The 20953-nt window shown below is 66.4% G+C and carries 26 protein-coding genes, 1 tRNA gene and 1 pseudogene; 9 read left to right on the top strand and 19 right to left on the bottom strand.

Features of this window, described 5'->3' with window-relative positions:
- Positions 1–9: 9 nt before the first annotated feature.
- Positions 10–85: transfer RNA gene (locus FOC67_RS15155), tRNA-Gly, on the top strand.
- Positions 86–294: 209 nt separating this feature from the next.
- On the opposite strand, the gene FOC67_RS15150 is transcribed toward FOC67_RS15155, so the two are convergent.
- The 13 genes from FOC67_RS15150 to FOC67_RS15090 all read right to left on the bottom strand — a co-directional run bounded on the left by FOC67_RS15150 (position 295) and on the right by FOC67_RS15090 (position 10456).
- Complete coding sequence (locus FOC67_RS15150) at positions 295–615, bottom strand: RebB family R body protein (protein ID WP_003108983.1); 321 nt, start codon at positions 613–615, stop codon at positions 295–297.
- A 62-nt stretch (positions 616–677) separates the two neighbouring features.
- A complete protein-coding gene (locus tag FOC67_RS15145) occupies positions 678–998 on the bottom strand; it encodes a RebB family R body protein (protein WP_003108980.1) in 321 nt (106 codons plus the stop codon).
- 150 nt (positions 999–1148) lie between these two features.
- The gene (locus tag FOC67_RS15140; protein ID WP_003090901.1) at positions 1149–1694 is read right to left on the bottom strand and encodes a hypothetical protein; all 546 of its coding nucleotides are present in this window, start codon (positions 1692–1694) and stop codon (positions 1149–1151) included.
- Positions 1695–1747: 53 nt separating this feature from the next.
- Positions 1748–1987, bottom strand: coding sequence for a hypothetical protein (locus FOC67_RS15135; RefSeq protein WP_003090900.1), 240 nt, complete (start codon positions 1985–1987; stop codon positions 1748–1750).
- 23 nt (positions 1988–2010) lie between these two features.
- Complete coding sequence (locus FOC67_RS15130) at positions 2011–2205, bottom strand: hypothetical protein (RefSeq protein ID WP_003090898.1); 195 nt, start codon at positions 2203–2205, stop codon at positions 2011–2013.
- 10 nt (positions 2206–2215) lie between these two features.
- Complete coding sequence (locus tag FOC67_RS15125; RefSeq protein ID WP_009313890.1) at positions 2216–4357, bottom strand: hypothetical protein; 2142 nt, start codon at positions 4355–4357, stop codon at positions 2216–2218.
- A gap of 50 nt (positions 4358–4407) precedes the next feature.
- On the bottom strand, positions 4408–5040 hold the full coding sequence (locus tag FOC67_RS15120; protein WP_003108962.1) for a hypothetical protein: 633 nt from the start codon (positions 5038–5040) through the stop codon (positions 4408–4410).
- A gap of 30 nt (positions 5041–5070) precedes the next feature.
- Positions 5071–5313 carry a RebB family R body protein gene (locus FOC67_RS15115; RefSeq protein ID WP_003090893.1) on the bottom strand — a complete coding sequence of 81 codons (243 nt, stop codon included), beginning with the start codon at positions 5311–5313 and terminating at the stop codon, positions 5071–5073.
- Between the two features lie 68 nt (positions 5314–5381).
- Complete coding sequence (locus FOC67_RS15110) at positions 5382–5975, bottom strand: RNA polymerase sigma factor (protein ID WP_003090892.1); 594 nt, start codon at positions 5973–5975, stop codon at positions 5382–5384.
- 65 nt (positions 5976–6040) lie between these two features.
- The gene (locus tag FOC67_RS15105) at positions 6041–6766 is read right to left on the bottom strand and encodes a Crp/Fnr family transcriptional regulator (RefSeq protein WP_003108957.1); all 726 of its coding nucleotides are present in this window, start codon (positions 6764–6766) and stop codon (positions 6041–6043) included.
- Between the two features lie 264 nt (positions 6767–7030).
- Positions 7031–7441, bottom strand: a complete 411-nt coding sequence (locus FOC67_RS15100; RefSeq protein WP_009313892.1) for a PA2817 family protein — start codon at positions 7439–7441, stop codon at positions 7031–7033.
- 58 nt (positions 7442–7499) lie between these two features.
- Positions 7500–7880, bottom strand: coding sequence for a PA2816 family glutamine-rich protein (locus FOC67_RS15095; RefSeq protein ID WP_003090889.1), 381 nt, complete (start codon positions 7878–7880; stop codon positions 7500–7502).
- A 128-nt stretch (positions 7881–8008) separates the two neighbouring features.
- Positions 8009–10456: an acyl-CoA dehydrogenase gene (locus tag FOC67_RS15090; protein ID WP_009313893.1), complete on the bottom strand. Its 2448-nt coding sequence runs from the start codon at positions 10454–10456 to the stop codon at positions 8009–8011.
- Between the two features lie 152 nt (positions 10457–10608).
- On the opposite strand from FOC67_RS15090, the gene FOC67_RS15085 reads away from it, so the two are divergent.
- The 4 genes from FOC67_RS15085 to FOC67_RS15070 all read left to right on the top strand — a co-directional run bounded on the left by FOC67_RS15085 (position 10609) and on the right by FOC67_RS15070 (position 13799).
- Positions 10609–11280 carry a transglutaminase family protein gene (locus FOC67_RS15085; RefSeq protein WP_003119884.1) on the top strand — a complete coding sequence of 224 codons (672 nt, stop codon included), beginning with the start codon at positions 10609–10611 and terminating at the stop codon, positions 11278–11280.
- Between the two features lie 114 nt (positions 11281–11394).
- Positions 11395–12015, top strand: coding sequence for a glutathione S-transferase family protein (locus tag FOC67_RS15080; protein ID WP_003090886.1), 621 nt, complete (start codon positions 11395–11397; stop codon positions 12013–12015).
- Between the two features lie 75 nt (positions 12016–12090).
- Entirely contained in the window at positions 12091–13023 is a 933-nt protein-coding gene (locus tag FOC67_RS15075; protein ID WP_003090885.1) for an ABC transporter ATP-binding protein, read from the top strand.
- The gene (locus FOC67_RS15070; RefSeq protein ID WP_003090884.1) at positions 13020–13799 is read left to right on the top strand and encodes an ABC transporter permease; all 780 of its coding nucleotides are present in this window, start codon (positions 13020–13022) and stop codon (positions 13797–13799) included. The genes FOC67_RS15075 and FOC67_RS15070 overlap by 4 nt, the downstream gene beginning before the upstream one ends.
- A gap of 49 nt (positions 13800–13848) precedes the next feature.
- On the opposite strand, the gene FOC67_RS15065 is transcribed toward FOC67_RS15070, so the two are convergent.
- Positions 13849–15180 (bottom strand): sensor histidine kinase, encoded by a 1332-nt coding sequence (locus FOC67_RS15065; RefSeq protein ID WP_003138769.1) that lies wholly within the window; start codon positions 15178–15180, stop codon positions 13849–13851.
- Positions 15177–15857, bottom strand: a complete 681-nt coding sequence (locus FOC67_RS15060) for a heavy metal response regulator transcription factor (protein ID WP_003098784.1) — start codon at positions 15855–15857, stop codon at positions 15177–15179. The genes FOC67_RS15065 and FOC67_RS15060 overlap by 4 nt, the downstream gene beginning before the upstream one ends.
- 125 nt (positions 15858–15982) lie before the next feature.
- Between FOC67_RS15060 and ptrA the strand changes: the two genes are divergently transcribed.
- The 3 genes and pseudogenes from ptrA (at position 15983) to queF (ending at position 17913) form a co-directional block, all read left to right on the top strand.
- On the top strand, positions 15983–16174 hold the full coding sequence (ptrA, locus tag FOC67_RS15055; RefSeq protein ID WP_003090881.1) for a T3SS anti-activator PtrA: 192 nt from the start codon (positions 15983–15985) through the stop codon (positions 16172–16174).
- Between the two features lie 172 nt (positions 16175–16346).
- Positions 16347–16965 (top strand): annotated as a pseudogene (locus FOC67_RS15050) (plastocyanin/azurin family copper-binding protein).
- Positions 16966–17082: 117 nt separating this feature from the next.
- Positions 17083–17913 (top strand): NADPH-dependent 7-cyano-7-deazaguanine reductase QueF, encoded by an 831-nt coding sequence (gene queF / locus FOC67_RS15045; RefSeq protein ID WP_003090879.1) that lies wholly within the window; start codon positions 17083–17085, stop codon positions 17911–17913.
- A 66-nt stretch (positions 17914–17979) separates the two neighbouring features.
- Here the strand turns inward: queF and FOC67_RS15040 are convergent, their stop codons facing one another.
- From FOC67_RS15040 to FOC67_RS15030, 3 genes are all read right to left on the bottom strand, one after another.
- Complete coding sequence (locus tag FOC67_RS15040; protein ID WP_009313895.1) at positions 17980–18243, bottom strand: DUF4404 family protein; 264 nt, start codon at positions 18241–18243, stop codon at positions 17980–17982.
- Between the two features lie 73 nt (positions 18244–18316).
- Positions 18317–18898, bottom strand: a complete 582-nt coding sequence (locus tag FOC67_RS15035; protein WP_009313896.1) for a phosphonate degradation HD-domain oxygenase — start codon at positions 18896–18898, stop codon at positions 18317–18319.
- Positions 18895–19638, bottom strand: a complete 744-nt coding sequence (locus FOC67_RS15030) for a hypothetical protein (RefSeq protein WP_009313897.1) — start codon at positions 19636–19638, stop codon at positions 18895–18897. The genes FOC67_RS15035 and FOC67_RS15030 overlap by 4 nt, the downstream gene beginning before the upstream one ends.
- A gap of 133 nt (positions 19639–19771) precedes the next feature.
- Here FOC67_RS15030 and FOC67_RS15025 point away from each other — a divergent pair, with 133 nt between their 5' ends.
- Complete coding sequence (locus tag FOC67_RS15025) at positions 19772–20491, top strand: UTRA domain-containing protein (protein WP_003104061.1); 720 nt, start codon at positions 19772–19774, stop codon at positions 20489–20491.
- A gap of 1 nt (position 20492) precedes the next feature.
- Here the strand turns inward: FOC67_RS15025 and FOC67_RS15020 are convergent, their stop codons facing one another.
- The gene (locus FOC67_RS15020; protein WP_009313898.1) at positions 20493–20897 is read right to left on the bottom strand and encodes a thioesterase family protein; all 405 of its coding nucleotides are present in this window, start codon (positions 20895–20897) and stop codon (positions 20493–20495) included.
- Positions 20898–20953: the final 56 nt, after the last annotated feature.

The raw sequence follows: 20953 nt of genomic DNA, 5'->3' as shown, positions 1-20953 counted from the left end.
AGTTGTAACGCGGGAATAGCTCAGTTGGTAGAGCACGACCTTGCCAAGGTCGGGGTCGCGAGTTCGAGTCTCGTTTCCCGCTCCAAACATGATCCAGGTTTCGGCCTGGGTCGAAGAGAAAAGGGCCTTCGGGCCCTTTTTTCGTTTCTGCGAACCGCACCGCCCTGGTGCTTTTCCCGATTCCCCCCATGTTCCCCTCGGCAGGCCGCTGTCCCGCCGCATCTGCTCGCTCGATCGTCGAGACGAAAAAGGCCACTCGTGGAGTGGCCTTCTCTGGTGTAGCGACGGCGGCGATCAGGGCAGCGCTTTGAGCACCGTCAGCAGGCTGGTGAGGTTGTCGGCCACGCCCAACTGGCCGATCTTCTCGGTGGCGCCGCCGGCGGCGCTGGTATCCAGACTGTAGATCTGCATCACGCCCATGTTGGAAGCGGCCAGGGCCAGGGCGTTCTGCTGTTGCTGGGCAGCTACCGAATTCTCGAACAGGATGCCGGTGGAGTGGGCCATGGTCTGGAAGATCGAACCCAGCGCCATGGCCGGGGCTTCACCGATCACCTTGACGTTGGACTGGGTGACGGCATCGGTGATCTGGTTGTTTACTGCGGTTGGGAAGCTCATGGTGATTCTCCTGAATCATTGCGAAGGATGTACGGCGATTGCTTGGACCCGGCGGGTCAGGCTCAGGTGAAGGATTTCAGTACGGTCAGCAGGCTGGTGAGGTTGTCGGCCACGCCCAACTGGCCGACTTTCTCGGTGGCTCCGGCATCGGCGGCGGTGTCGAGGCTGTAGATCTGCATCACGCCCATGTTGGAGGCGGCCAGGGCCAGGGCGTTCTGCTGTTGCTGGGCGCTCACCGCGTTCTCGAAGAGAATCCCGGTGGAGTGGGCCATGGTCTGGTAGATGGTGCCCAGCGCCATGGCTGGCGCCTCACCGACGACCTTGACGTTGGACTGGGTGACGGCATCGGTGATCTGGTCGTTGACTGCGGTCGGAAAACTCATGATGTGACTCCCTGTGAGTGAACGGCACGGCTCATGTCGTGCTGTCTTGATGAACGCTCCAGCCAGGGAGTTGTGAATCCGTCGGCGCCAGGCCTGGCGGGCGGCGAAAATGCAAGCGCCCCGCGAGGCGGGGCGCTTGTCGGTGCGGTCTCATGCGGCGGGCGGGTCGGGCTTGTCCGGCGGCGGTGCGGACGTGTTGTGGTTGCTCTGGTTGAAGATGGCGATAGCGTTCTCCAGTTGCTGCTTGAGCGAGCCGAAGTTCTGCTCGAAGCACAGGCGTACCTCGCTCTTCACTAGGTTGGCCAGGCGGTCGGCAATCTGCGACATCACCAACTGGTTGGCGCTTGCCTGGCCGCTCTGCAGGTGGCCGGGACGCAGTTCGGCCAGGCTGCCGGCGGCATTGACCGCCTCGAGAATCGCCTGCTCGCCGCTGTCCTGGGCGCGGAGGGCCTGGGTCGAGGCCTGCTGGACGTTCTGCAGGATCTGGCGGATGGAGCCTTCGGAACGCTGCCGGCCGTTCTCGATCACCTGTTCGGCCTGCTGTCGCGCGTGCACGGCCGGATCGCTGCTGGCGTCGTTGCCGAGGCCGAGCTGGAACTGTCTCAACTGCTCGTGTTCTTCGCTGGTGAGGGGGCGTTTCAGCCAGCGTTGCGCCAGCTGGACCAGATTCCTTCCCAATTCTTCCGAGATCGACATGCGCGGACTCCTCTGCGATGGACGCGCGGTGCGCGGGGTGTCGTGGCGAGGCTTCAGTACTGCTGCGTGCCGTCCGCCGAGGGGGCCTGCGCGCTGCTGCCGGTATCGCCGGGGTAGGCGGCGGCAGCGGCCTGCAGGGTGCTGTAGGCGGTGCTCAACTGCACCGCCAACTGTCCGAGGCTGGCCGGGTCGTCCACGCTGTCTCCCTGGGACAGGGCCTGGAGCCAGCCTTGCAGGCATTCGGTGAGGAGTGCCTTGACCTGGGTGACGAGGGTTTCGAGTTCTTCCTTCATGACGCTTCTCCTGGGGTGGGTGCTCATCCGAGCAGTTTCAGCACGGCCAAGAGCTTGGCCGCATCGCTGTCCGATATTTCCAGCAGGCGCTTTCCGCTCGCCGGCCTGCTGGGGGGCGGTTGGTCCCGTGCCTCCTCGCTGGCGTCCGGCGAACGCTGCGCCGGGCGGTCCGCGGCGGCGAGCGCGCGGCGTCTGATGTAGCGTGCGTAGGCGCTCATCGGTCGCTCCTCAACTGCTGCGGGTGGAGATGCGCACGACCGAGGCGGGGGCGGCGAACCCTTCGAAGCGCTGCAGCTCTCGGTCCCGATGGGGCGCGCCGGCCAGGTCGAAGGCGCCGATGGTTTCCTCCCAGTAGGCGCTGCCCAGTTGCACCAGCAGGCGTTGGGCATTCTCCAGCGAAGCGACCGGTACCCGGCCGTGGCGGTCCGCGGCGGCATAGTTGAGCAGGAGCGCCATGCGGATCGCTTCGTCCTGTACGTTGGAGTGCTCGACACCCTGGCCGTCGGCGCCCAGCAGATAGGAGCGCCAGTTGAGGACCTGGGCGAAGAGGCGCCGGTAGGCTTCGAACTGGAAGTAGTGATCCTCCTCGGAGCGGTAGAGCGCGCACTGACTTACGAAGAACTGTTCCAGCGCGGGTTTCGCCCAGCCGGGTGTACCCGGGAGGTGTTCGCCCAGTTCGTCGAAGCCGCTCTGGCTTTCCGCCAGGGCATGGACGTACTGCATCTGTTGTGGGTCCAGGCGCTGTTCGCCCTGGTAGGCGATGGCCAGACTGAGTTCCTTGAGCTGGTCGGTGCCGACGTATCCGTCGAGATGGCGCAGGCCACGGTTCAGGCGGTATTCCTGCAGCGAGTCGAAGAGGCCGGAGGCGCCGGTAATGAAATTGCTTCCCAGGTTGGTGTCGAAGCACAGCTCGGGGAACTTGCTGGCCAGATAGTTGCGGTAGTAGTAGGCATGGCCGATGCGCAGGCTGAACAGATCGCTCTCCAGCAGGCGGCGGTAGTAGCTGTTGCCGTCGGCGTCGCGGCTGGCCAGCGCCTGGCAGAGGTTCACGACGTTGGTGCGGGCGTAGTAGGCGACCAGGGCCTGGGTAGTCCCGCTGGTGATGTCGAAGCGGCGTAGCCGCAGGCCGGAGGCGGTCAGGCTGTTGCCGAAAAACAGTTCGTCGAAAAGGCCGGCGAGGGCGCTGGGCGCCTTGTCACGGTCCTGCAGGTTCTCCCGTTCGCGTAGCCGCGCCTTGCCCTGGCGGATGGTGTTGCCATAGCACTTCCAGGCATAGGCGGAGAGCGCTGTGTAGAAATCGTCCAGCGCGTTGGCGTTGCGCAGGAAGTAACCGCACAGCGACCGGTTGTCGTCGGACACCCCGGTCCCCTCTCCACAATGGATGTGCAGGACCACCTTGCGGGTTTCCGGCTTGCCGTCCAGGTAGCGGCGAAACACCGCGGCCTGTCCGAGGAGGAAGTCGAAGAACTGTCGGTACAGGCCGGTAGCGGTCTCCATGCCGAGCAGGTCGATGCCGACCAGCCGGGCCTGCGGTGGCTGCCCCTGCTGTATTTCGAAATGACGGAGGATCCTGTGCAGCTCGGCATCGAAGGCGGCTTCGCTGGCATAGCCATGCGCGGTGTGGGCGAGCAGGCGGTAGGCGGTCTTCTCGGAGGCGTTGAATTGTTCGAACAGGGAATCGAGGACGGCCACCTCGTCTTCCCCCGTCGCCGTCTGGGTATGGCTGATTCCTTCGTGGAGGAGGAACCCCAGCGTCAGGCAGGCGAATTCGCCCGGATGGCGATCGCGGATGGCGCCGCGGGCCCAGTAGGCGTCGTCGAACGGCGTGTACTTGTTGCCGCTCCATATCTTGCGGTTGAAGTAGCGGACGAACTGGTCCGTCTCGCTGTCGCGAACCGCGCTCGCACCGAGCAGTTCCAGGGTGCCGAGGTAGATCGCCGGTTGGTCGATGGCCGCTGGCGGCGAGGTCCGGCCAAAGCGCTGCGCCAGGATGAGGCAGGCGAGATAGATGTTCTCCGCCGCGCATTCGCCGCGCAGGTAGCCCTGACGGTCGGTCGCGGCGAACGGATTGCGCCTGACCATCCGCTGCAGAGCCAGTTCGAACAGCTCATAGTGCGCGGCCTGGCGAGCCTCCTCCAGTGCCTTGCCGTCGACGTCCGGGGCGACGCCGCGGGCACTCATCAGCAGCCCGATCAGGGAAAGCTCCTGGCCTTTCTCCAGGCTCACCTGCCGCTCGCCGACGCGGAAGACCCGGCGGTCGCGCGTCCAGCGGCTGTTGCTTTCCACCGGCAGGATGCCGGCGAAGTGACTATGGAAGTCGAAGGGATAGCGATGGAACCTGACCGGTTCTTCCAGCTTGAAATAGGCCATGACGGCTCTCCTGTGCCAGGGCCGGACGCCGCCGGCCCCGCCGGTGGTGGCTACGATTGGGTGTCCTTGCCGCCGCGACTGGCGAGGGTCTCGCTGTACTTGGCGATGCTCTGGTCGATCTTGTCGATGGCGAAGCTGGCCGATTCCGCCTCGATCGCCCCGGCCGCCGCGGCTACCGCGGCGGCGGCGCCCATCAGCAGGTCGGTGGCGAGGGCGCCGAGCGCGTCCTCGGCAGCCTGGGCCAGCTTGTTTTCGGCGATGTTCTGGGTCATCTGCCGGAGCAGGATCGCCTGGCTGGCCAGGGCGATCTTGCTGACTCCGTCGAAGTAGCTGGCGGCGGATTGCGCCACCAGTCCGGAGGCCTGGCTGATCATCATGTTCGGCGCGATGGCGATCTGCGACGGCGCATAGCCGGCGGTTTCGCTGTTGCTCATCTGCACCGCCTGCACGACTTGACTGTTCAGGGCGCTGGTGTCCGGCGGCGGCGCCTCGGTCTGCTTGAGCAGGCGCTCGCTCATGCCGGCCAGCGGCGAAGGGCGCGACGGCAGCTTCACGTCGCCGTTGGCGGACGCCCTGCCGCCGCTGGCTGGCGTCTGCCGGCCGGCCTCGCCGGGGGCGGCGGCTTGCTCGCTGTCGCCGGATGGCGCGGGCGCGGGCGCGGATTTCTTGCCGAAGCCGAACATGTCTGGGCACTCCTGGGATCAAGGGGCGGGTCAGATACCTTTCTTGTCTTCTATCGCCATGATCATCGACACCGCCTTGGAAACCACCGCGGTGGAGATCTGGTTCAGGGCCTGCTGGCTGTAGACTGCGTTCTGCAGGGACAGGCCCGCGGAATGGCTGGCGATCTGGTAGAGCGCGGCGATGGCCTGGGCCGGGGCTTCGGCGACCACCTTGACGTTGGTCTGGGTGACGGCATCGGTGATCTGGGCATTCACAGCCGTGGGGTCAGCCATGGGACTCTCCTTGAATGGGCAGGTGCTCGTCGGGCAGGGGGCCGGTCGCACGGGCCTCGACTCGCTTGTCAGGAATGAACGCGGCTGCGTCTGTCTTGTGAAACGTCGCCGGCGAAAAAGTCGGCGCTCAGCCGCGAGCGCAGCAACTGCACGCGCTTGCGCACCAGCGGCGGGGCGATGCCGAGCTGGCTGGCGATGTCGGCATAGGGCAGTTCTTCGATGAAGCGCAGCTCGAAGAGCTGCTGCTGTTGGCGCGACAGCGAGGCCAGGGCCTTGTCCACCTGGTCGAGACGTTCCAGCTGCTCCAGGCGTTCCAGCGGCGAGCCGACGGCGGCGAAGCGCTCCAACTGGCCATCGTGCAGGTCGATGCCGCGGTCGATGAGGCGGTCCTCGCGGATCTGGTGGCGCGCGCTGTCCAGGTAGACGTGTTCCAGGACCAGGAACAGGAAGCCCTGGGGGTCGCGTACCCGCTCCGGTGACTGGCGCAGGAACAGCAGCGCCTTGACCGCGGTGCTCGACAGCCATTCTTCGGCCCGATGGCTGTTGCCGCGCGCAAGGCGTTGTGCGCGTTTGCGCAGGCCAGCCTGCGCGGCACGCCAGCTTTCCTCGAACAGGCGATCGGAACCGGTTTCGTTGCCGCCTGGCTGATTCGGACGATCCATAACCGCTACCTCCCTGGTTGCTCGTGTCGGCGAGCAGTCTGTGAGGCGGGCGGTGGGCGAGGCTGTTACCTGGGTGACAGGGGCGCGGCCGGCAGTTCGGCCTTGCGTCGCAGGCGACCGAGGTCGTTGATCAGGATCCGGTCGTTGCGGCAGCTGATCAGCCCTTCGCGTTTCCATATTTGCAGTTGCGCGTTGAGCTTCGGCCGGCTGGCGTTGAGCATCGCTGCTAGGATGCTCTGGTTGGTCGGTAGCGTCGCGCAGGCTCCCTCGGGCTGTTCGCTCGCCAGGCTGGCCAGGAGATGGCGCGCCAGGCGCGACTCCAGGCGATGCAGGCAGACCCTCTCGACGAAACCGGAGGCTTCGCGCAGGCGCGAACAGAGGAGGGCCAGCGCGCGGTTGAGGAATTCCGTGTCGGCGATCAACGGGGCGAAGTGACGTCGGTGGAGGATCAGCACCGACGCCGCGCCGGAGGCGTAGGCGGAGGTCTCGCGGCGGTTCGGCTGGATCAGCGCGGTTTCCCCGATCACTTCGCCAGGACGGATGTCATTGACGATCAGTTCCCGCCCGTCCGGCCCGTAGAGCACGGTATAGAGGTGTCCGCCGAGGACCAGGCCGATGAAGTCTTCAGGGTCGTGCTTGAGGAACAGGACGTCCTTGTCGCGCAACCGGCGCTCCGACGCATGGGTCGCCACGTGCCGCAGCAGATCGGGCAGCCCGTGCAGCAGCGGGCACCGTTGCAGCAGGGTGTAGTGGCGTGAACAGCGGTCTTCCGTTGACTCGTTCGAGTGCATGCCTGCGCCTTCGCCAGATTGATCGGCAGCTCCGGCGAGGTACGACATGCTCGCTGCAGAGCAATCAGTGGGGACGTGTGCGGCGAAGGGGTGTGAAGCTCCGGCTACCCGGCAGAACTGCTAGGTACGGACTCGGCGCGCTCCGGCAATCGGGCGGGCGGTCCGTTTTTTATTCGGAAAGGGTAGCGAGGTTTGGGCTGGCGGGAGGCGGCCCCGAGCGCACGGATGGCGGTCGGGGCGGGACGGCCGGTGGCCGTGGCGGGCTCAGTGCCGCGGGCTGTCCTCGGGCAGCGCGAGCAACTGCTTTTCGCGGTTCCAGTCGAACGTTTCGCCGCGCTTTTCGGCTTCGTAGCGGCGCTCGTCGAGGCGCTGGAACAGGTCGATCTCTTCGTCCGGCATGAAGTGCAGGCAATCGCCGCCGAAGAACCACAGCAGGTCGCGAGGTACCAGGTGGGCGATCTGCGGATAGCGGTGGAAGACCTGGGAAATCAGGTCCTGGCCGAGGTATTGGGCGCCTTCCGGGTCGCGCGGCAGTTCGTCCATCAGTTCGTCGAAACGCTCGAGGAACAGCCCGTGGTTTTCTTCCGGCACCTGCTCGGCCTCGCCCAGGGCGCCGAGGATGTTGCGCAGGTGCTGGAGCAGGGCGAGGTGGTGCTCGAGGTAGGAGTTGGCCATGACGGGTCCTCTGGAAAAAAGCTGGGCAGTATAAAGGGTTTCGCGGCGCCGGCCAGTTTCAGCGGATCGCCGGGGACTGGCTCTGGCGCCGGCGGTTTTCCAGTTGCCGGCGTTCGCTGTCGAGGCGCCGCTGGTCCTGCTCCAGGCGCCAGCGCTGCTGGTCCAGTTGCTGCTGGCGGATCAGGTTGTCCTGCATCTGTCGCTGCTGCCGTTGCCGCTGCAGGTTCTGCTGCTGGCGTTGCAGTTGATCCTGCTGCAATTGCAGGCGTTGTTCGTCGAAGCGCTGGCGCTGTTCCTGGAGCTGGCGTTGGCGCTGTTCGCCGGCGCGCTGCACCGCCTGCTGGTGCGGCTGCACGCCATAGGGCGCAGGCGGTGCGGCCTGCGCCGGGGGCAGGAGGAGAAACGAGGCTGCCAGGCCGGTGGCAAATAGCTTGAGCATGATGGCCTCCCGTACGTCAGGGATGTGCCCGTCGATTCTAGCCAATCGCCCGGGTTTGGGTGGGTGAAGACGACAAAGGCGCCGGAAGGCGCCTTTGTCGGTTGCGACCGTCGCTTTGCCGCGGAGTGTCAGCGGATCCTGCCGTCGGCCAGTTGCAGTTCCTCCTTGGCGAAGTCGTCGACGTCGATCACCTTGCGCCGTGCCGCTTCGGCCTGGTGCAGGGCTTGCGCCTGCTCGGCGCTCAGCACGCCGGCGGCGGCGCCGGCATCGATCGGGTTCTGCCCCGCTTGCGGCTGGACCCTGCCTTCCTTGATCGCCTTGTGCAGGGTTTTCTCCAGCGCGGCGCTTTCGCGTACCGCGTCGAAGGCGTGGGCGAGGGCACCGACCGGGTCCTGCGGGTCCTTCGGCAGGAACGCGCCAGCGAGGATCGCCTGCAACGCCGGGTCGTCGTCCGGACGGCCGAGGATTTCCGCGATCTCGGCGTCCAGTTCGTCGCTCGGCCCTTTGTGCCGGCGGCCGAACGGCAGTACCAGGACCTTCAGCGCGCAGCCGAAGAAGCGGCTGGGGAAGTTGTTCAGCAGGTCCTCCAGCGCCGCCTCGGCCTTGCCGAGGTTTTCCTCCATGGTCCAGCGCAGCAGCGGATGCAGGTAGTCCGGGTTGCCCAGGTCGTGGTAGCGCTTGAGCGCCGCCGAGCCCAGGTAGAGATAGCTGAGGACATCGCCGAGACGCGCGGAGAGGCGTTCCTTGCGCTTCAGTTCGCCGCCCAGCAGCATCATGCTGAAGTCGGCGAGCAGGGCGAAGGACGCCGCCAGGCGGTTCAGCGCGCGGAAGTAGGGACGGCTGATGCGGTCGCCGGGCGCGTTGCCGAGGTGGCCGCAGCTGAGACTGAGGAGGAAGCTGCTGGCGGCGTTGCCGACGGCGAAGCCGATGTGCTTCACCAGCAGCGCGTCGAACTCGCGGGCGGCCTGGTCCTTGTCTTCGCGCTGGGCCAGTTCCATTTCCTTGAGTACGTACGGATGGCAACGGATCGCGCCCTGGCCGAAGATCATCAGGTTGCGCGAGAGGATGTTCGCGCCTTCCACCGTGATGAAGATCGGCGCGCCCTGCCAGGAACGACCCAGGTAGTTGTTCGGGCCCATGATGATGCCCTTGCCGCCATGGATGTCCATGGCATGGGCGATGCACTCGCGGCCGCGCTCGGTGAGGTGGTACTTGAGGATCGCCGAAAGCACCGAGGGCTTCTCGCCGAGGTCCACCGCGTTGGCGGTGAGGATTCGCGCGCTGTCCATCAGCCAGGCGTTGCCGCCGATGCGGGCGAGCGCCTCCTGGATGCCTTCGAAGGCGGCGATCGGTACGTTGAACTGCTCGCGGACCTGGGCGTAGCGACCGCTGACGTAGCTGCTGGCTTTGCCGGCGCTGGTGCCCACCGCCGGCAGCGAGATGGAGCGTCCGACCGACAGGCAGTTCATCAGCATCATCCAGCCTTTGCCGATCATTTCCTGCCCGCCGATGATGTACTCCAGCGGCACGAACACGTCCTTGCCGGAGTTCGGACCGTTCATGAAGGCGGCGCCCAGCGGCACGTGGCGGCGGCCGATCTCGACCCCGGGGGTGTCGGTGGGGATCAGCGCCAGGGTGATGCCCAGGTCCTCCTCGTCGCCCAGCAAATGGTCCGGATCGTGGCACTTGAAGGCCAGGCCGAGGAGGGTGGCCACCGGGCTGAGGGTGATGTAGCGCTTTTCCCAGGTCAGGCGCAGGCCGAGCACCTCGCGACCTTCCCATTCGCCCTTGCAGACGATGCCGACGTCGGTCATGCCGCCGGCATCGGAGCCCGCGTAGGGGCCGGTGAGGGCGAAGCAGGGGATGTCGTCGCCCTTGGCCAGGCTCGGCAGGTAGCGCTGGCGCTGCTCGTCGGTGCCGTAGTGGAGCAGCAGCTCGGCCGGGCCGAGGGAGTTCGGCACCATCACCGTCGAGGCCAGGTCGCCGCTGCGGGTGGCGAGCTTCATCACCACCTGCGAGTGGGCGAAGGCGGAGAAGCCCTTGCCGCCGTACTCCTTGGGAATGATCAGGCCGAAGAAGCCGTGCTGCTTGATGAAGGCCCAGGCTTCTTCCGGCAGGTCCATGCGCTGGCCGATGTCCCAGTCGCTGACCATGGCGCAGAGTTCTTCGGTCGGGCCGTCGACGAAGGCCTGCTCTTCTTCGGTGAGTTGCGCCTTGGGGTAGTCGAGCAGTTTCTGCCAGTCCGGGCGGCCGCTGAACAATTCGCCATCCCACCACACGGTGCCCGCCTCGATGGCCTCGCGCTCGGTGTCGGACATCGGCGGCAGGACTTTCTGGAACCAGGCGAACAGCGGACCGCTGAGCACGCGCCGGCGCAGGTCGGGCAGGGCGAGGGGAAGCGCCACCGCCAGCCAGAGAAGCCAGAAGACCAGCAGCAGCCAGCCGGGCGCGTGGCTGAACACGCCCATCAGGATCAGGTAGGCGGCGCTGATGCCGAGCGCGGGAGCGGGTGGGGTACGCCGATGGGCGAGGTAAGCGACACCGAGTACCAGTACGACTAACCAGAGCAACAACATGCGGAATCCTCCATGAAGACGCCAGGCGGCGTCTCGAGCTTAGCCCGTTTGCCGCCGTTTGGCGGCAGGGCCGGTCAGCTTGGCCGGTTTGTCACGTTATAGGCGAAAACTTCCCGTTTAGACTGGGACAAATTGCCCGCCGGGAGCCCGCCATGCAGTCCTACCTACAATCCGGCCGCTTCGTGGATAGTGACCACCCCGTGGTGGTGGAGTTCGCGGAAAAATCCCGGGGGAATTCGGCGAAACCGCGTGACCAGGCGGTCGCGCTGTACTACGCGGTACGCGACGGGGTGCGCTACAACCCCTACGTGTTCAGCCGCGATCCGCAGACCCTGAAGGCCAGCCACGCGCTGCAGCAGGGCGAGTCCTATTGCGTGCCCAAGGCCATCCTGCTCGCCGCCTGCGCCCGGCATTGCCGGATTCCGGCGCGGATCGGCCTGGCCGACGTGCGCAACCACCTGGCCACGCCGCGCCTGCTGGAAGCGCTGCGCAGCGAGGTGTTCGCCATGCACGGCTATACCGAGCTGTACCTCGAGGGCCGCTGGGTGAAGGCCACCCCGGCGTTCAACCGTGCCTTGTGCCGCGCCTTCGACGTCGCTCCGCTGGAGTTCGACGGCGTCGCCGACAGCGTCTTCCATCCGTTCAACCGCCAGGGCGAGCGCTACATGGAATACCTGGCCGATCACGGCCAGTTCGCCGACCTGCCGGAGGAACTGTTCTTCTCTCACCTGCAGCAGCACTATCCGCACCTGTTCTCCGGCCGCCCGCTGGCCCTGGGCGGCGATTTCCAGGCCGAGGCCGGACAAGATGAAGGGCGTCGATAGTCACCATCAGCCGGCGCGTCTTCCTTCTTCGGTCCATCCTCGGTAGGGTGCGGCATGTCGTCCGGGCGCTCCGGCGACCCATCCGCCGCATCAACCGAAGAGGGAACGCAGAGTATGTTGACCATCTGGGGCCGGAAGAACTCGAGCAATGTGCGCAAGGCGCTGTGGTGCGCCGAGGAGGCTGGCCTGGAGTACCGGACGGTGGATGCCGGCGGGGCGTTCGGCCTGGTGGATGAGCCGGCGTTCCGCGCGATGAACCCGAACGGTCGGGTGCCGGTGATCGAGGACGACGGCTTCGTCCTCTGGGAGTCCAACGCCATCGTCCGCTACCTGGCCGCCCGCTATGCGCCGGGCGACCTCTATCCGCAGGACCCGGTGCGCCGCGCCGACGCCGACAAGTGGATGGACTGGACCACCTCGACTCTCGCCGGGCCGTTCCGCGACCTGTTCTGGGGAACGCTGCGTACGCCGCCGGAGCAACGCGACGAGGCCCTGATCGCAAAGGCGTTGCAGACCTGCGGCGAGTTGCTGCGGGTGCCGGACCAGACCCTGGCCGGCCAACCCTGGCTGTCCGGCGAACGCTTCGGCATGGGTGACATTCCCCTGGGCTGTTTCATCTACGCCTGGTTCGAGATGCCCATCGAGCGCCCGCCGCTGCCCCACCTCGATGCCTGGTACCTGCGCTTGCGCGAGCGCCCGGCGTTCCGCACCGCGGTAATGACCGAACTGACCTGAGCCGGCTACTGTTGCATTTTGTTACCCGTAGCCTTATCTAGCTCTTCCTCTTCACCTTCCGACACGGGAAGCCTAATGAGTTCCGCCCTGTCCATCCGTCAATTGACGAAAACCTACGGCAACGGTTTCCAGGCCCTCAAGGGCATCGACCTGGACGTCGCCGAAGGTGATTTCTTCGCCTTGCTCGGCCCCAACGGCGCGGGCAAGTCCACCACCATCGGGATTCTCTCGACCCTGGTGAACAAGACCAGCGGTTCGGTCTCGGTGTTCGGCCACGACCTCGACAAGGACCCGGCCGGCCTCAAGCGTTGCCTTGGCGTGGTGCCGCAGGAGTTCAACTTCAACCAGTTCGAGAAGGTCTTCGACATCGTCGTGACCCAGGCCGGCTACTACGGCATCCCGGCGAAGATCGCCAAGGAGCGCGCCGAGCGCTACCTGACCCAACTGGGCCTGTGGGACAAGCGCAACGAAGCCTCGCGGATGCTCTCCGGCGGCATGAAGCGGCGCCTGATGATCGCCCGCGCACTGGTCCACCAGCCGCGCCTGCTGATCCTCGACGAGCCCACCGCCGGGGTCGACATCGAGCTGCGTCGTTCGATGTGGAGCTTCCTCACAGAACTCAACCAGGAAGGCATCAGCATCATCCTCACCACCCACTACCTGGAAGAGGCGGAGCAGCTCTGCCGCAACATCGCCATCATCGACCACGGCGAGATCGTGCAGAACACCAGCATGCGCGACCTGCTGATGACCCTGCATTCGGAAACCTTCCTGCTCGACCTGAAGAACGTCCAGGCCCTGCCGCCGACTCTCGACGGCTACCCGACGCGGCTGGTGGACGATCACACCCTCGAAGTGCAGGTGGAGAAAAGCCAGGGCATCAACGATCTGTTCGCCCAGTTGGGCGCACAAGGCATCGAGGTACTGAGCCTGCGCAACAAGACCAATCGCCTGGAGGAGCTGTTCGTGTCGCTGGTGGAGAAGAACCTGACGAGGATCGCCCGATGAGCAGCGAGCTGAGCGCCAACCTGGTCGCCCTGAACACCATCGTCTACCGCGAGGTGCGCCGCTTCACCCGGATCTGGCCGCAGACCCTGCTGCCGCCGGCGATCACCATGGTCCTGTACTTCGTGATCTTCGGCAATTTGATCGGCCGCCAGATCGGCGATATGGGCGGCTTCACCTACATGGAATACATCGTGCCCGGCCTGATCATGATGTCGGTGATCACCAACGCCTACGGCAACGTGGTGTCGAGCTTCTTCGGCAGCAAGTTCCAGCGCTCGGTGGAGGAGCTGCTGGTGTCGCCGGTATCGCCGCACACCATCCTCCTCGGCTACACCATCGGCGGTGTGCTGCGCGGCCTGGCGGTGGGGGTGATCGTGACCATGCTGTCGCTGTTCTTCACCAAGCTGCAGGTGCACCACCTGGGCATCACGGTGCTGGTGGTGGTGCTTACCGCGACCATTTTCTCCCTGGGCGGTTTCATCAACGCGGTGTTCGCGCGCAACTTCGACGACATCTCGATCATCCCGACCTTCGTGCTGACGCCGCTGACCTACCTGGGCGGGGTGTTCTACTCGATCAACCTGCTGCCGCCGTTCTGGCAGACGGTGTCGCTGGCCAACCCGATCCTGCACATGGTCAACGCCTTCCGCTACGGCATCCTCGGCGTCTCCGACATTCGCATCGGCGTGGCCATCGGCTTCATGCTGCTGGCCACCGCGGTGCTCTATCTCGGCTGCGTAAGGCTGCTGGTGAGCGGGCGCGGCATGCGCCAATGAAACGCTCGAAGGCATGAAACAGAAGCCCCCGTCATGGGGGCTTCGCGTTTCATCGGCGCGGGCGAGCGAAATCGATGACGAAACGGGTCCAGCCGTCGGCAGACTCGCAGCGGATCTCGCCGCCGTGGGCCTGGACGATGGAGCGGCAGATCGCCAGGCCGAGCCCGGCGTGTTCGCCCTGGCCTTCGCGGCGCGCCGGATCGGCACGATAGAACCGGTCGAACAGGCGCGGCAAGCGCTCGGGAGGAATCGCCGGACCCTGGTTCTCCACGCTCAGGCGCCGGTCGCCGAGACGGATGCGGATCTCGCCGCCATCGGCGGTGAAGCGCAGGGCATTGTCCAGTAGATTGGCCAGCACCCGCCGCAGCATGCCGCGGTCGCCCGGCAGGCTCAGGCTGCCTTCGCGCAGCAGGCGGATATCGTGGTCTTCCGCCAGCGGCTGGTAGAACTCCAGCAGCGAGTCGACTTCCGCGCCCAGGTCCAGGGCCTGCCGGCTGGGCGCCAGCAGGCCGTGGTCGGCCTTGGCCAGCAACAGCATGTCGTTGACCATCGCGGTGAGCCGCTCCAGCTCCTCGAGGTTGCCGTGCAGGGCCTCGCGATAGTCCTCCAGCGAGCGCGGGCGGGACAGTACCACCTGGGTCTGGGTCAGCAGGCTGGTGAGCGGGGTGCGCAACTCGTGGGCGATGTCGGCGGAGAACGCCGAGAGGCGCTGGAAGGCTTCTTCCAGGCGCGCCAGCATGGCGTTCAGCTCGCCGGCCAGTCCGCGCAGCTCCTCTGGCATCCGGCTGGCGTCGAGGCGGGTGGTGAGGGAGTTGGCGGAAACCCGCGCGGCGACCTCGCGCATCCGTCGCAGCGGCGCCAGGCTGGCGCCGGTGGCCCAGGCGCCGAGCAGCGCGGTGGCCAGCGCCGACAGGCTCATGGTCAGCCAGATCAACTGGCGCATGCGTTGCAGGAAGTGCTGGTGATGACTGATGTCGAGGATCACGGTGAGTCGCGGCGAAGCGTCGTTGCCGGGCTCCAGCGGGGCGCCGAGTTCGCGGTTGGCGGGCAGGCCGGGATGCGCAGGCTGCGGCAGGCGCTCGAACCAGAGGTTGCCATCCGGGCCGTTCAGGCGCAGGCCGAGGTCGGGGTGGCGTGCCAGTTCGCGCAGCAGTTCCGCTTCGCGGCGGCGCATCTGCTGTTCCGAGCCGAGGCCGCGCAGTTCGTCGCGAAACACCGCGAGCTTGGCGGACATCGCCAGGTGGTCGAGTTCGACGAAATGCTCGTCGATGGCCCTGCTGAAGATCAACCCGGCGATCAGCGAGACCGCCGCCGTGCAGGCGGCGAACAGCAGGCTCAGGCGGACGCCGAGGGACATCCGCGAGCCGAACCCGGCGCTCATTCGTCGCGCTCTTCGAGAACGTAGCCCATGCCGCGCACGGTATGGATCAGGCGCTGCGGGTAGTCGTCGTCGACCTTGGCGCGCAGGCGGCGGATGGCCACCTCGATGACGTTGGTGTCGCTGTCGAAGTTCATGTCCCAGACCTGCGAGGCGATCAGCGACTTGGGCAGCACCTCGCCGCTGCGCCGCAGCAGCAGTTCGAGCAGGGCGAACTCCTTGGCGGTGAGGTCGATCCGCTTGCCCTGGCGTTGCACCCGGCGGCGCAGCAAATCGAGTTCGAGGTCGGCCAGTTGCAGGGTGGTTTCCTGCAACTGCTGGCTGCCCCGGCGCAGCAGGGTGCGCACCCGGGCGAGCAGTTCGACGAAGGCGAAGGGCTTCACCAGGTAATCGTCGGCGCCTTGTTCGAGGCCGCGCACGCGGTCCTCGACGGCATCGCGAGCGGTCAGGAACAGCACCGGTACGGTCATCCCGGCGTCGCGCACGCTGCGCAGGATCTGCCAGCCGTCACGGCCGGGCAGCATGACGTCGAGGATCAGCAGGTCGTAGTCGCCGCCCAGGGCCAGTTGTTCGCCTTCGTTGCCATCGTCGCTCAGGTCGACGGCGAAGCCTGCCTCGGCGAGCCCTTGGCGCAGGTACTGGCCGATGCGCGGTTCGTCTTCGACGATCAGCAGTTTCATGTTCATCCCTCGTTACATTTGCCGGCCATGCCGACCTGTTTCTGACAGCATCGTAATCAGTGGGTAACGGGGGCGACAGTGGCCCCCGCGCAGACTACAGGGGAACTCATTCGAGGAGACTTCCCATGCGTACCTTCACTGCCTCCACCCTCGCTTTCCTGTTGGTCCTCGCCCCGACCGTTCCGGCCATGGCCGACAGCGGCGGCGACATCGTCTTCGAGCGCATGCAGGCCCAGGCCGCCAAGGCTCGTGCCGCGCACCAGGAGAAACTGGCGAAGCAGGCCGAAGCGACGAAGAAGGACAAGGAAAACTGCTGATCGCCAGTTCTTCCATCCCCCGGCTCCACACGGGATGACGGAGGGCTCCGATCCCGTCTTCACCCGCCACCGGTTTCCTGGTTTCCGGTCGGCGGGTTTTTTATGCCCGTCGGTGGCGCTGGGCGATCTTAGCCTTCGCGGTCCGCAACGGCGGCAAGCTGACAAAGATGTAATGCTCCCGACAGCCAGCCGGCAGGCGCAGCGGCACAGGATAGGCGACATCAACCCCGATGGAGATTCCCCGTATGTTTCCGCGTCGCCTGCTTCCCGCTTCCCTGATCGTCCTCGGCGTGCTTTTCGGCGCCAGCGCCCAGGCTTCTCCGGCCCATGGCCAGGCCTTCGGCAAGCCGGCCCAGGCCGCGCAGGCCAGCCGCAGCATCGAGGTGGTGCTCGGCGACATGTACTTCAAGCCGCGGGCGATCGAGGTCAAGGCCGGCGAGACGGTCCGCTTCGTGCTGAAGAACGAAGGCAAGCTGTTGCACGAGTTCAACCTGGGCGACGCGGCGATGCATGCCGAGCACCAGAAGGAAATGCTGGAGATGCAGCAGTCCGGGATGCTCACCCCGACCGGCATGGCGTCGATGGACCATAGCCAGATGGGCCAGGGCATGGCCGGCATGGACCATGGCCGGATGATGAAGCACGACGACCCCAACAGCGTACTGGTCGAGCCGGGCAAGAGCGCCGAGCTGACCTGGACCTTCGCCAAGGCCACCCGGCTGGAGTTCGCCTGCAACATCCCCGGCCACTACCAGGCCGGAATGGTCGGCCAACTGACCGTGCAGCCCTGAGCCGGTGGACGGCCGGCGTGAAGATGCCGGCCGATCCGTATACACTTGCCGCCGCCCGCCAGTGCGGCGCGGCGCGCGGGGAAGGGCCCTGCGCGATTCATCCAGCAGGTTTCCCGCATGCAGCATCCCGCCGAACATTCGCCGCTGGGCAAGACCAGCGAATACGTCTCCAGCTACACGCCGTCGCTGCTGTTTCCCATTTCACGCACGGCGAAATGGGCCGAGCTTGGCCTGAGCGCCGAGACCCTGCCTTATCGCGGCGTGGATATCTGGAACTGCTACGAGCTGTCCTGGCTGACCCCGGCCGGCAAGCCGGTGGTGGCGATCGGCGAGTTCTCGATCCCGGCGGACTCGCCGAACATCATCGAGTCGAAGTCGTTCAAGCTCTACCTCAATTCTCTCAACCAGTCCGCCTTCGACAGTCGCGAGGCGCTCCGTACGGTGTTGGAGAAAGATCTCTCGTCCGCTGCCGGGGCGCCCGTGGGCGTGCGCCTGCGCAGCCTCGACGAGGTGGCCGAGGAGGGCATCGGGCGTCTGCCGGGGCGCTGCATCGACGAGCTGGACATCGCCGTCGACGGCTACGAGCAGCCGCGCCCGGAACTGCTGCGCTGCGACGCCGGGCGGATCGTCGAGGAGCAGCTCTACAGCCACCTGCTCAAGTCCAACTGCCCGGTCACCGGCCAGCCCGACTGGGGCACCCTGGTGGTCGACTACCAGGGCCCGGCGCTGGACCCGGCCAGCCTGCTGGCCTACCTGGTTTCCTTCCGCCAGCACCAGGACTTCCACGAACAGTGCGTCGAACGCATCTTCCTCGACCTGCAGCGCCTGCTGCAGCCGCAGGCGCTCAGCGTCTACGCGCGCTACGTACGCCGTGGCGGCCTGGATATCAATCCCTACCGCAGTCTGGCGGAGGTCGCACCGGACAACCGACGCCTGGTGCGCCAGTAACGCCTCGCAACACGCGGATACGAAAAAGCCCCGGCCATGCCGGGGCTTTTCATTTCGGCAAGTCGTTCAGATACCCATGTTGGCCATGCTCTGCACGATGGAGCGGAGCGTGCCGGCGAGGGTCGGGTGGCTGACCTCGAAGCGCTCGACGGCGAGGTTGACCCCATCGACCAGGCTGCCTTCGTTGAGGGCATCCTCGTTGGCCAGTTTCAGTTCGATGTCCCTGATCAGGAGTTCCAGTTCGGCGCGCTGCTCTTCGTTCAGCGGCGGTTGTTGCTCCAGTTGCTCGCGCAGGGCGGACAGTTCGCGCAGCAGACTCTCTTTCGGCATGGTATTTCCCTCGACGTACAAGTCTTCGGTGGACCTCCGGCGGGCGCCGAAAGGTCCGTCCATGCCGAACAGATTAACCTGTCGGGCGCAGATGTGCGCGATCCGGATCAATCCGCAGCAGGCGTTCCAGCAGCGGGAAGAAGTGCGGCAGTTCGGGGGTGCGCATGGCCGGGTCCTTGGCCAGGTCGTCGAGGCGGCGCAGGGTCAGGCCGTCCTGGGCATAGGGCGCCTTGATATAGGCCGCGGCGGCACGCTCGTCGAACGGCCCGCCTTGCAGCACCAGGCTGTGCCGGGAGGCCGGCGACAGGCTGGCGTGGTAGCTCGGGTCCACCGCGCAGAGGAAGCGCTTGGCCGATACGTGCAGGCGCACCGGCTGCCAGACCGACTCGGGGAACAGCTCGCGTAGCAGGCGTGCGCCGAATTCCTCGTGGCGCAGGTCCTCCTCGTCGATCTGCGCCGGGTCTTCGTAGAGGTGGCCGATATCGTGCAGCAGGGCGGCGACTACAAGGCTGTCCGAGCAGCCGGCGCGCTCGGCCAGGGTCGCACACTGCAGCGCGTGCTCGGCCTGGCTGACTGCCTCGCCATAGGGCTCGGCGCCATGGCTGGCGAAGCGTTCGGCCAGTTCGTCGAGAAAGCGGTGACGGGCGCGGCTCATGGTTTTTCTCCTTTCAGGCGGCGGACGGCGAGGTCGTGCAGGCAGGGTTGCAACTCGCCCAGGTGATCGATCACGGAATGCACGCCCAGGCGGTACAGTTCCAGGGTGGCGTCGGCGCGCAAGCGGTCGCGCTCGGTGTGTCCGAGAGCGTCCCAGTCGGCCGGCGAGAGGCCGCACGACGGCCCGCTGGCGGCCAGGCCGATGGTCCATAGCCCGGCATTGAGTCCGGCCTGGAGTTGACGCGGTTGGGCGCTGACCAGCACGCAGCCGTCGAGGCGCTCGATGCCCAGCCGGGCGAGGGCCTGCCAGCAGCCATCGGGGGCCGGCCAGGGGCGCGCGCCGGCGAGGGGGATCAGGGCATCCGCTCGGCCGAGCGGCGCGGCAAGGCGCTGGCAGACCGATTCCGGTAGCTCGTCCTGCCAGGCGTAGGGAATCCGTTGTTCGTCCAGGCTCTCCAACAGGGCCGCGGCACCGGCGATGGCCTCGGCCTGTTCCCCGGCGGCTTCGTCGAGGGCCTGCTCCAGGCGCTGGCGCTCGCTCTTGTTCGGCTTGCGCCGCAACAGGAAGCTTTGTGCCTCGGCGAAGGGCAGCAGACTGGCGTCGCGGAGGTGTTCGGCAGGGCTATGCGGATGGCTGCGCAGCAGCGCCAGGGACAGGGTCCGGGCGCCGAAATCCACCAGTCCGCCGGAGAGTCCGAAGAGCAGGGCGGTGAAGCGCGGGAGTTGGTCGGAGCTGGGCATGCGAAAGGCGTCTGGCAAATGGTCTAGGCCAGCCTAGAGGGGTTTTGTGACGCCGCCGTGACGTTTTCGTGGCAGTGGCGATAGGCCGACGGGCTGCCGTTATAATCGGCCGGTCTGAATCAGCGAGGCCGTCATGCCGGTCGATCAATCTCGTCAGTACCTGCGCATCCGCGACCAGCTCGCCGCGGATATCGCCCAGGGCGTGCTGCAGGTGAAACTTCCCTCCGAGCGGGAGTTGGCCGAGCGCTTCCTGTGTACCCGCATCACCCTTCGCGAAGCCCTGCAGCAACTGGAAACCGAAGGCCTGGTCTATCGCGAGAACCGCCGCGGCTGGTTCGTCGCGCCGCCGCGGATCCGCTACAACCCGACCCGCACCACCGGCTTCATGGAATACGTCAGCGCCCAGGGACGCCAGCCGCGTACCGAGACGTTGCACGCCGAGCGGCGAGCAGCCGGCGCCTGGCTGGCCAAGCGGATGGGGCTGGAGGACAGCGCGCCGGTGTATTTCCTGCAACGGCGCCGCTGGGTGGACGAGCGTCCGGTGCTGATCGAACTGATCGCCCTGGATGCCGGGTGGTGCCCGGGCCTGCTGGATCACGACCTCGATACTTCGCTGATGAGCCTGCTGCGCGAGCGTTTCGGCCTGCAGCCGACGCGCTGCCAACTGGCGATGCATCCGACCGCGCTGAACGCGGCCCAGGCCGAGCCGCTGCAACTGGCGCCGGGTTCGCCGGCGCTGTACCTGGAGCGACTGAGTTACGCGGAGGGGCAGAGGGTGGTCGAGTTCGACCAGGAGTTCTGGCGCCCGGACGCCCTGGAGATCGTGCTCGACGCGGCCTATCCGGGCGCCTGAGTCAGGCGATCGCGGCGCGTATGCTGTCCGGCACGGGCGTCGAGCGGTTTTCCGCGTGGCGCACCCAGACCAGCTTGCAGTGGCCTTCGCCATAGGTGCCTTGCGGATCTTCCAGGGTGCGCAGGCGATGTTCCAGTACCAGGCTGCTGGTGCCCAGCTTGCCGGCGTACAGTTCCACCACCACGGTGGCCGGATGCACCACCGGCTTCAGGTAGGTGTGCAGGCTTTGCAGCACCACCGGCCCCTCGGCAGCGCCTTCCAGGTCGACGCCGAGGGTTTCGAACCAGGCCACCCGGGCCTCTTCCAGGTACTGGAAATAGAGGGTGTTGTTGACGTGCCCGTAGCTGTCCATGTCGCCCCAGCGCACCGGGATATGGGCCGTGTGTAGCAATTGTCTGTCAGCCATCTCGTAACTCTTCTAGTCTCAAAATCGATGCGAGCCTATATACTGCGCGCACGCTG

The organism is Pseudomonas sp. FDAARGOS_761 (genome assembly GCF_013343155.1).
GTDB classification, from domain to species: Bacteria; Pseudomonadota; Gammaproteobacteria; order Pseudomonadales; family Pseudomonadaceae; genus Pseudomonas; species Pseudomonas aeruginosa.
This window is presented reverse-complemented; position numbering and strand designations above follow the sequence as displayed.

Coding starts and splice junctions, on each gene's coding strand:
- FOC67_RS15080 (WP_003090886.1), top strand. CDS start 11,395: ATGTTGACCATCTGGGGCCGGAAGAACTCGAGCAATGTGCGCAAGGCG.
- FOC67_RS15145 (WP_003108980.1), bottom strand. CDS start 998: ATGAGTTTTCCGACCGCAGTCAACGACCAGATCACCGATGCCGTCACC.
- FOC67_RS15150 (WP_003108983.1), bottom strand. CDS start 615: ATGAGCTTCCCAACCGCAGTAAACAACCAGATCACCGATGCCGTCACC.
- FOC67_RS15070 (WP_003090884.1), top strand. CDS start 13,020: ATGAGCAGCGAGCTGAGCGCCAACCTGGTCGCCCTGAACACCATCGTC.
- FOC67_RS15100 (WP_009313892.1), bottom strand. CDS start 7,441: ATGGCCAACTCCTACCTCGAGCACCACCTCGCCCTGCTCCAGCACCTG.
- FOC67_RS15060 (WP_003098784.1), bottom strand. CDS start 15,857: ATGAAACTGCTGATCGTCGAAGACGAACCGCGCATCGGCCAGTACCTG.
- ptrA (WP_003090881.1), top strand. CDS start 15,983: ATGCGTACCTTCACTGCCTCCACCCTCGCTTTCCTGTTGGTCCTCGCC.
- FOC67_RS15025 (WP_003104061.1), top strand. CDS start 19,772: ATGCCGGTCGATCAATCTCGTCAGTACCTGCGCATCCGCGACCAGCTC.
- FOC67_RS15135 (WP_003090900.1), bottom strand. CDS start 1,987: ATGAAGGAAGAACTCGAAACCCTCGTCACCCAGGTCAAGGCACTCCTC.
- FOC67_RS15110 (WP_003090892.1), bottom strand. CDS start 5,975: ATGGATCGTCCGAATCAGCCAGGCGGCAACGAAACCGGTTCCGATCGC.
- FOC67_RS15020 (WP_009313898.1), bottom strand. CDS start 20,897: ATGGCTGACAGACAATTGCTACACACGGCCCATATCCCGGTGCGCTGG.
- FOC67_RS15125 (WP_009313890.1), bottom strand. CDS start 4,357: ATGGCCTATTTCAAGCTGGAAGAACCGGTCAGGTTCCATCGCTATCCC.
- FOC67_RS15140 (WP_003090901.1), bottom strand. CDS start 1,694: ATGTCGATCTCGGAAGAATTGGGAAGGAATCTGGTCCAGCTGGCGCAA.
- FOC67_RS15105 (WP_003108957.1), bottom strand. CDS start 6,766: ATGCACTCGAACGAGTCAACGGAAGACCGCTGTTCACGCCACTACACC.
- FOC67_RS15130 (WP_003090898.1), bottom strand. CDS start 2,205: ATGAGCGCCTACGCACGCTACATCAGACGCCGCGCGCTCGCCGCCGCG.
- FOC67_RS15090 (WP_009313893.1), bottom strand. CDS start 10,456: ATGTTGTTGCTCTGGTTAGTCGTACTGGTACTCGGTGTCGCTTACCTC.
- FOC67_RS15030 (WP_009313897.1), bottom strand. CDS start 19,638: ATGCCCAGCTCCGACCAACTCCCGCGCTTCACCGCCCTGCTCTTCGGA.
- FOC67_RS15035 (WP_009313896.1), bottom strand. CDS start 18,898: ATGAGCCGCGCCCGTCACCGCTTTCTCGACGAACTGGCCGAACGCTTC.
- FOC67_RS15120 (WP_003108962.1), bottom strand. CDS start 5,040: ATGTTCGGCTTCGGCAAGAAATCCGCGCCCGCGCCCGCGCCATCCGGC.
- FOC67_RS15115 (WP_003090893.1), bottom strand. CDS start 5,313: ATGGCTGACCCCACGGCTGTGAATGCCCAGATCACCGATGCCGTCACC.
- FOC67_RS15065 (WP_003138769.1), bottom strand. CDS start 15,180: ATGAGCGCCGGGTTCGGCTCGCGGATGTCCCTCGGCGTCCGCCTGAGC.
- queF (WP_003090879.1), top strand. CDS start 17,083: ATGCAGCATCCCGCCGAACATTCGCCGCTGGGCAAGACCAGCGAATAC.
- FOC67_RS15095 (WP_003090889.1), bottom strand. CDS start 7,880: ATGCTCAAGCTATTTGCCACCGGCCTGGCAGCCTCGTTTCTCCTCCTG.
- FOC67_RS15075 (WP_003090885.1), top strand. CDS start 12,091: ATGAGTTCCGCCCTGTCCATCCGTCAATTGACGAAAACCTACGGCAAC.
- FOC67_RS15085 (WP_003119884.1), top strand. CDS start 10,609: ATGCAGTCCTACCTACAATCCGGCCGCTTCGTGGATAGTGACCACCCC.
- FOC67_RS15040 (WP_009313895.1), bottom strand. CDS start 18,243: ATGCCGAAAGAGAGTCTGCTGCGCGAACTGTCCGCCCTGCGCGAGCAA.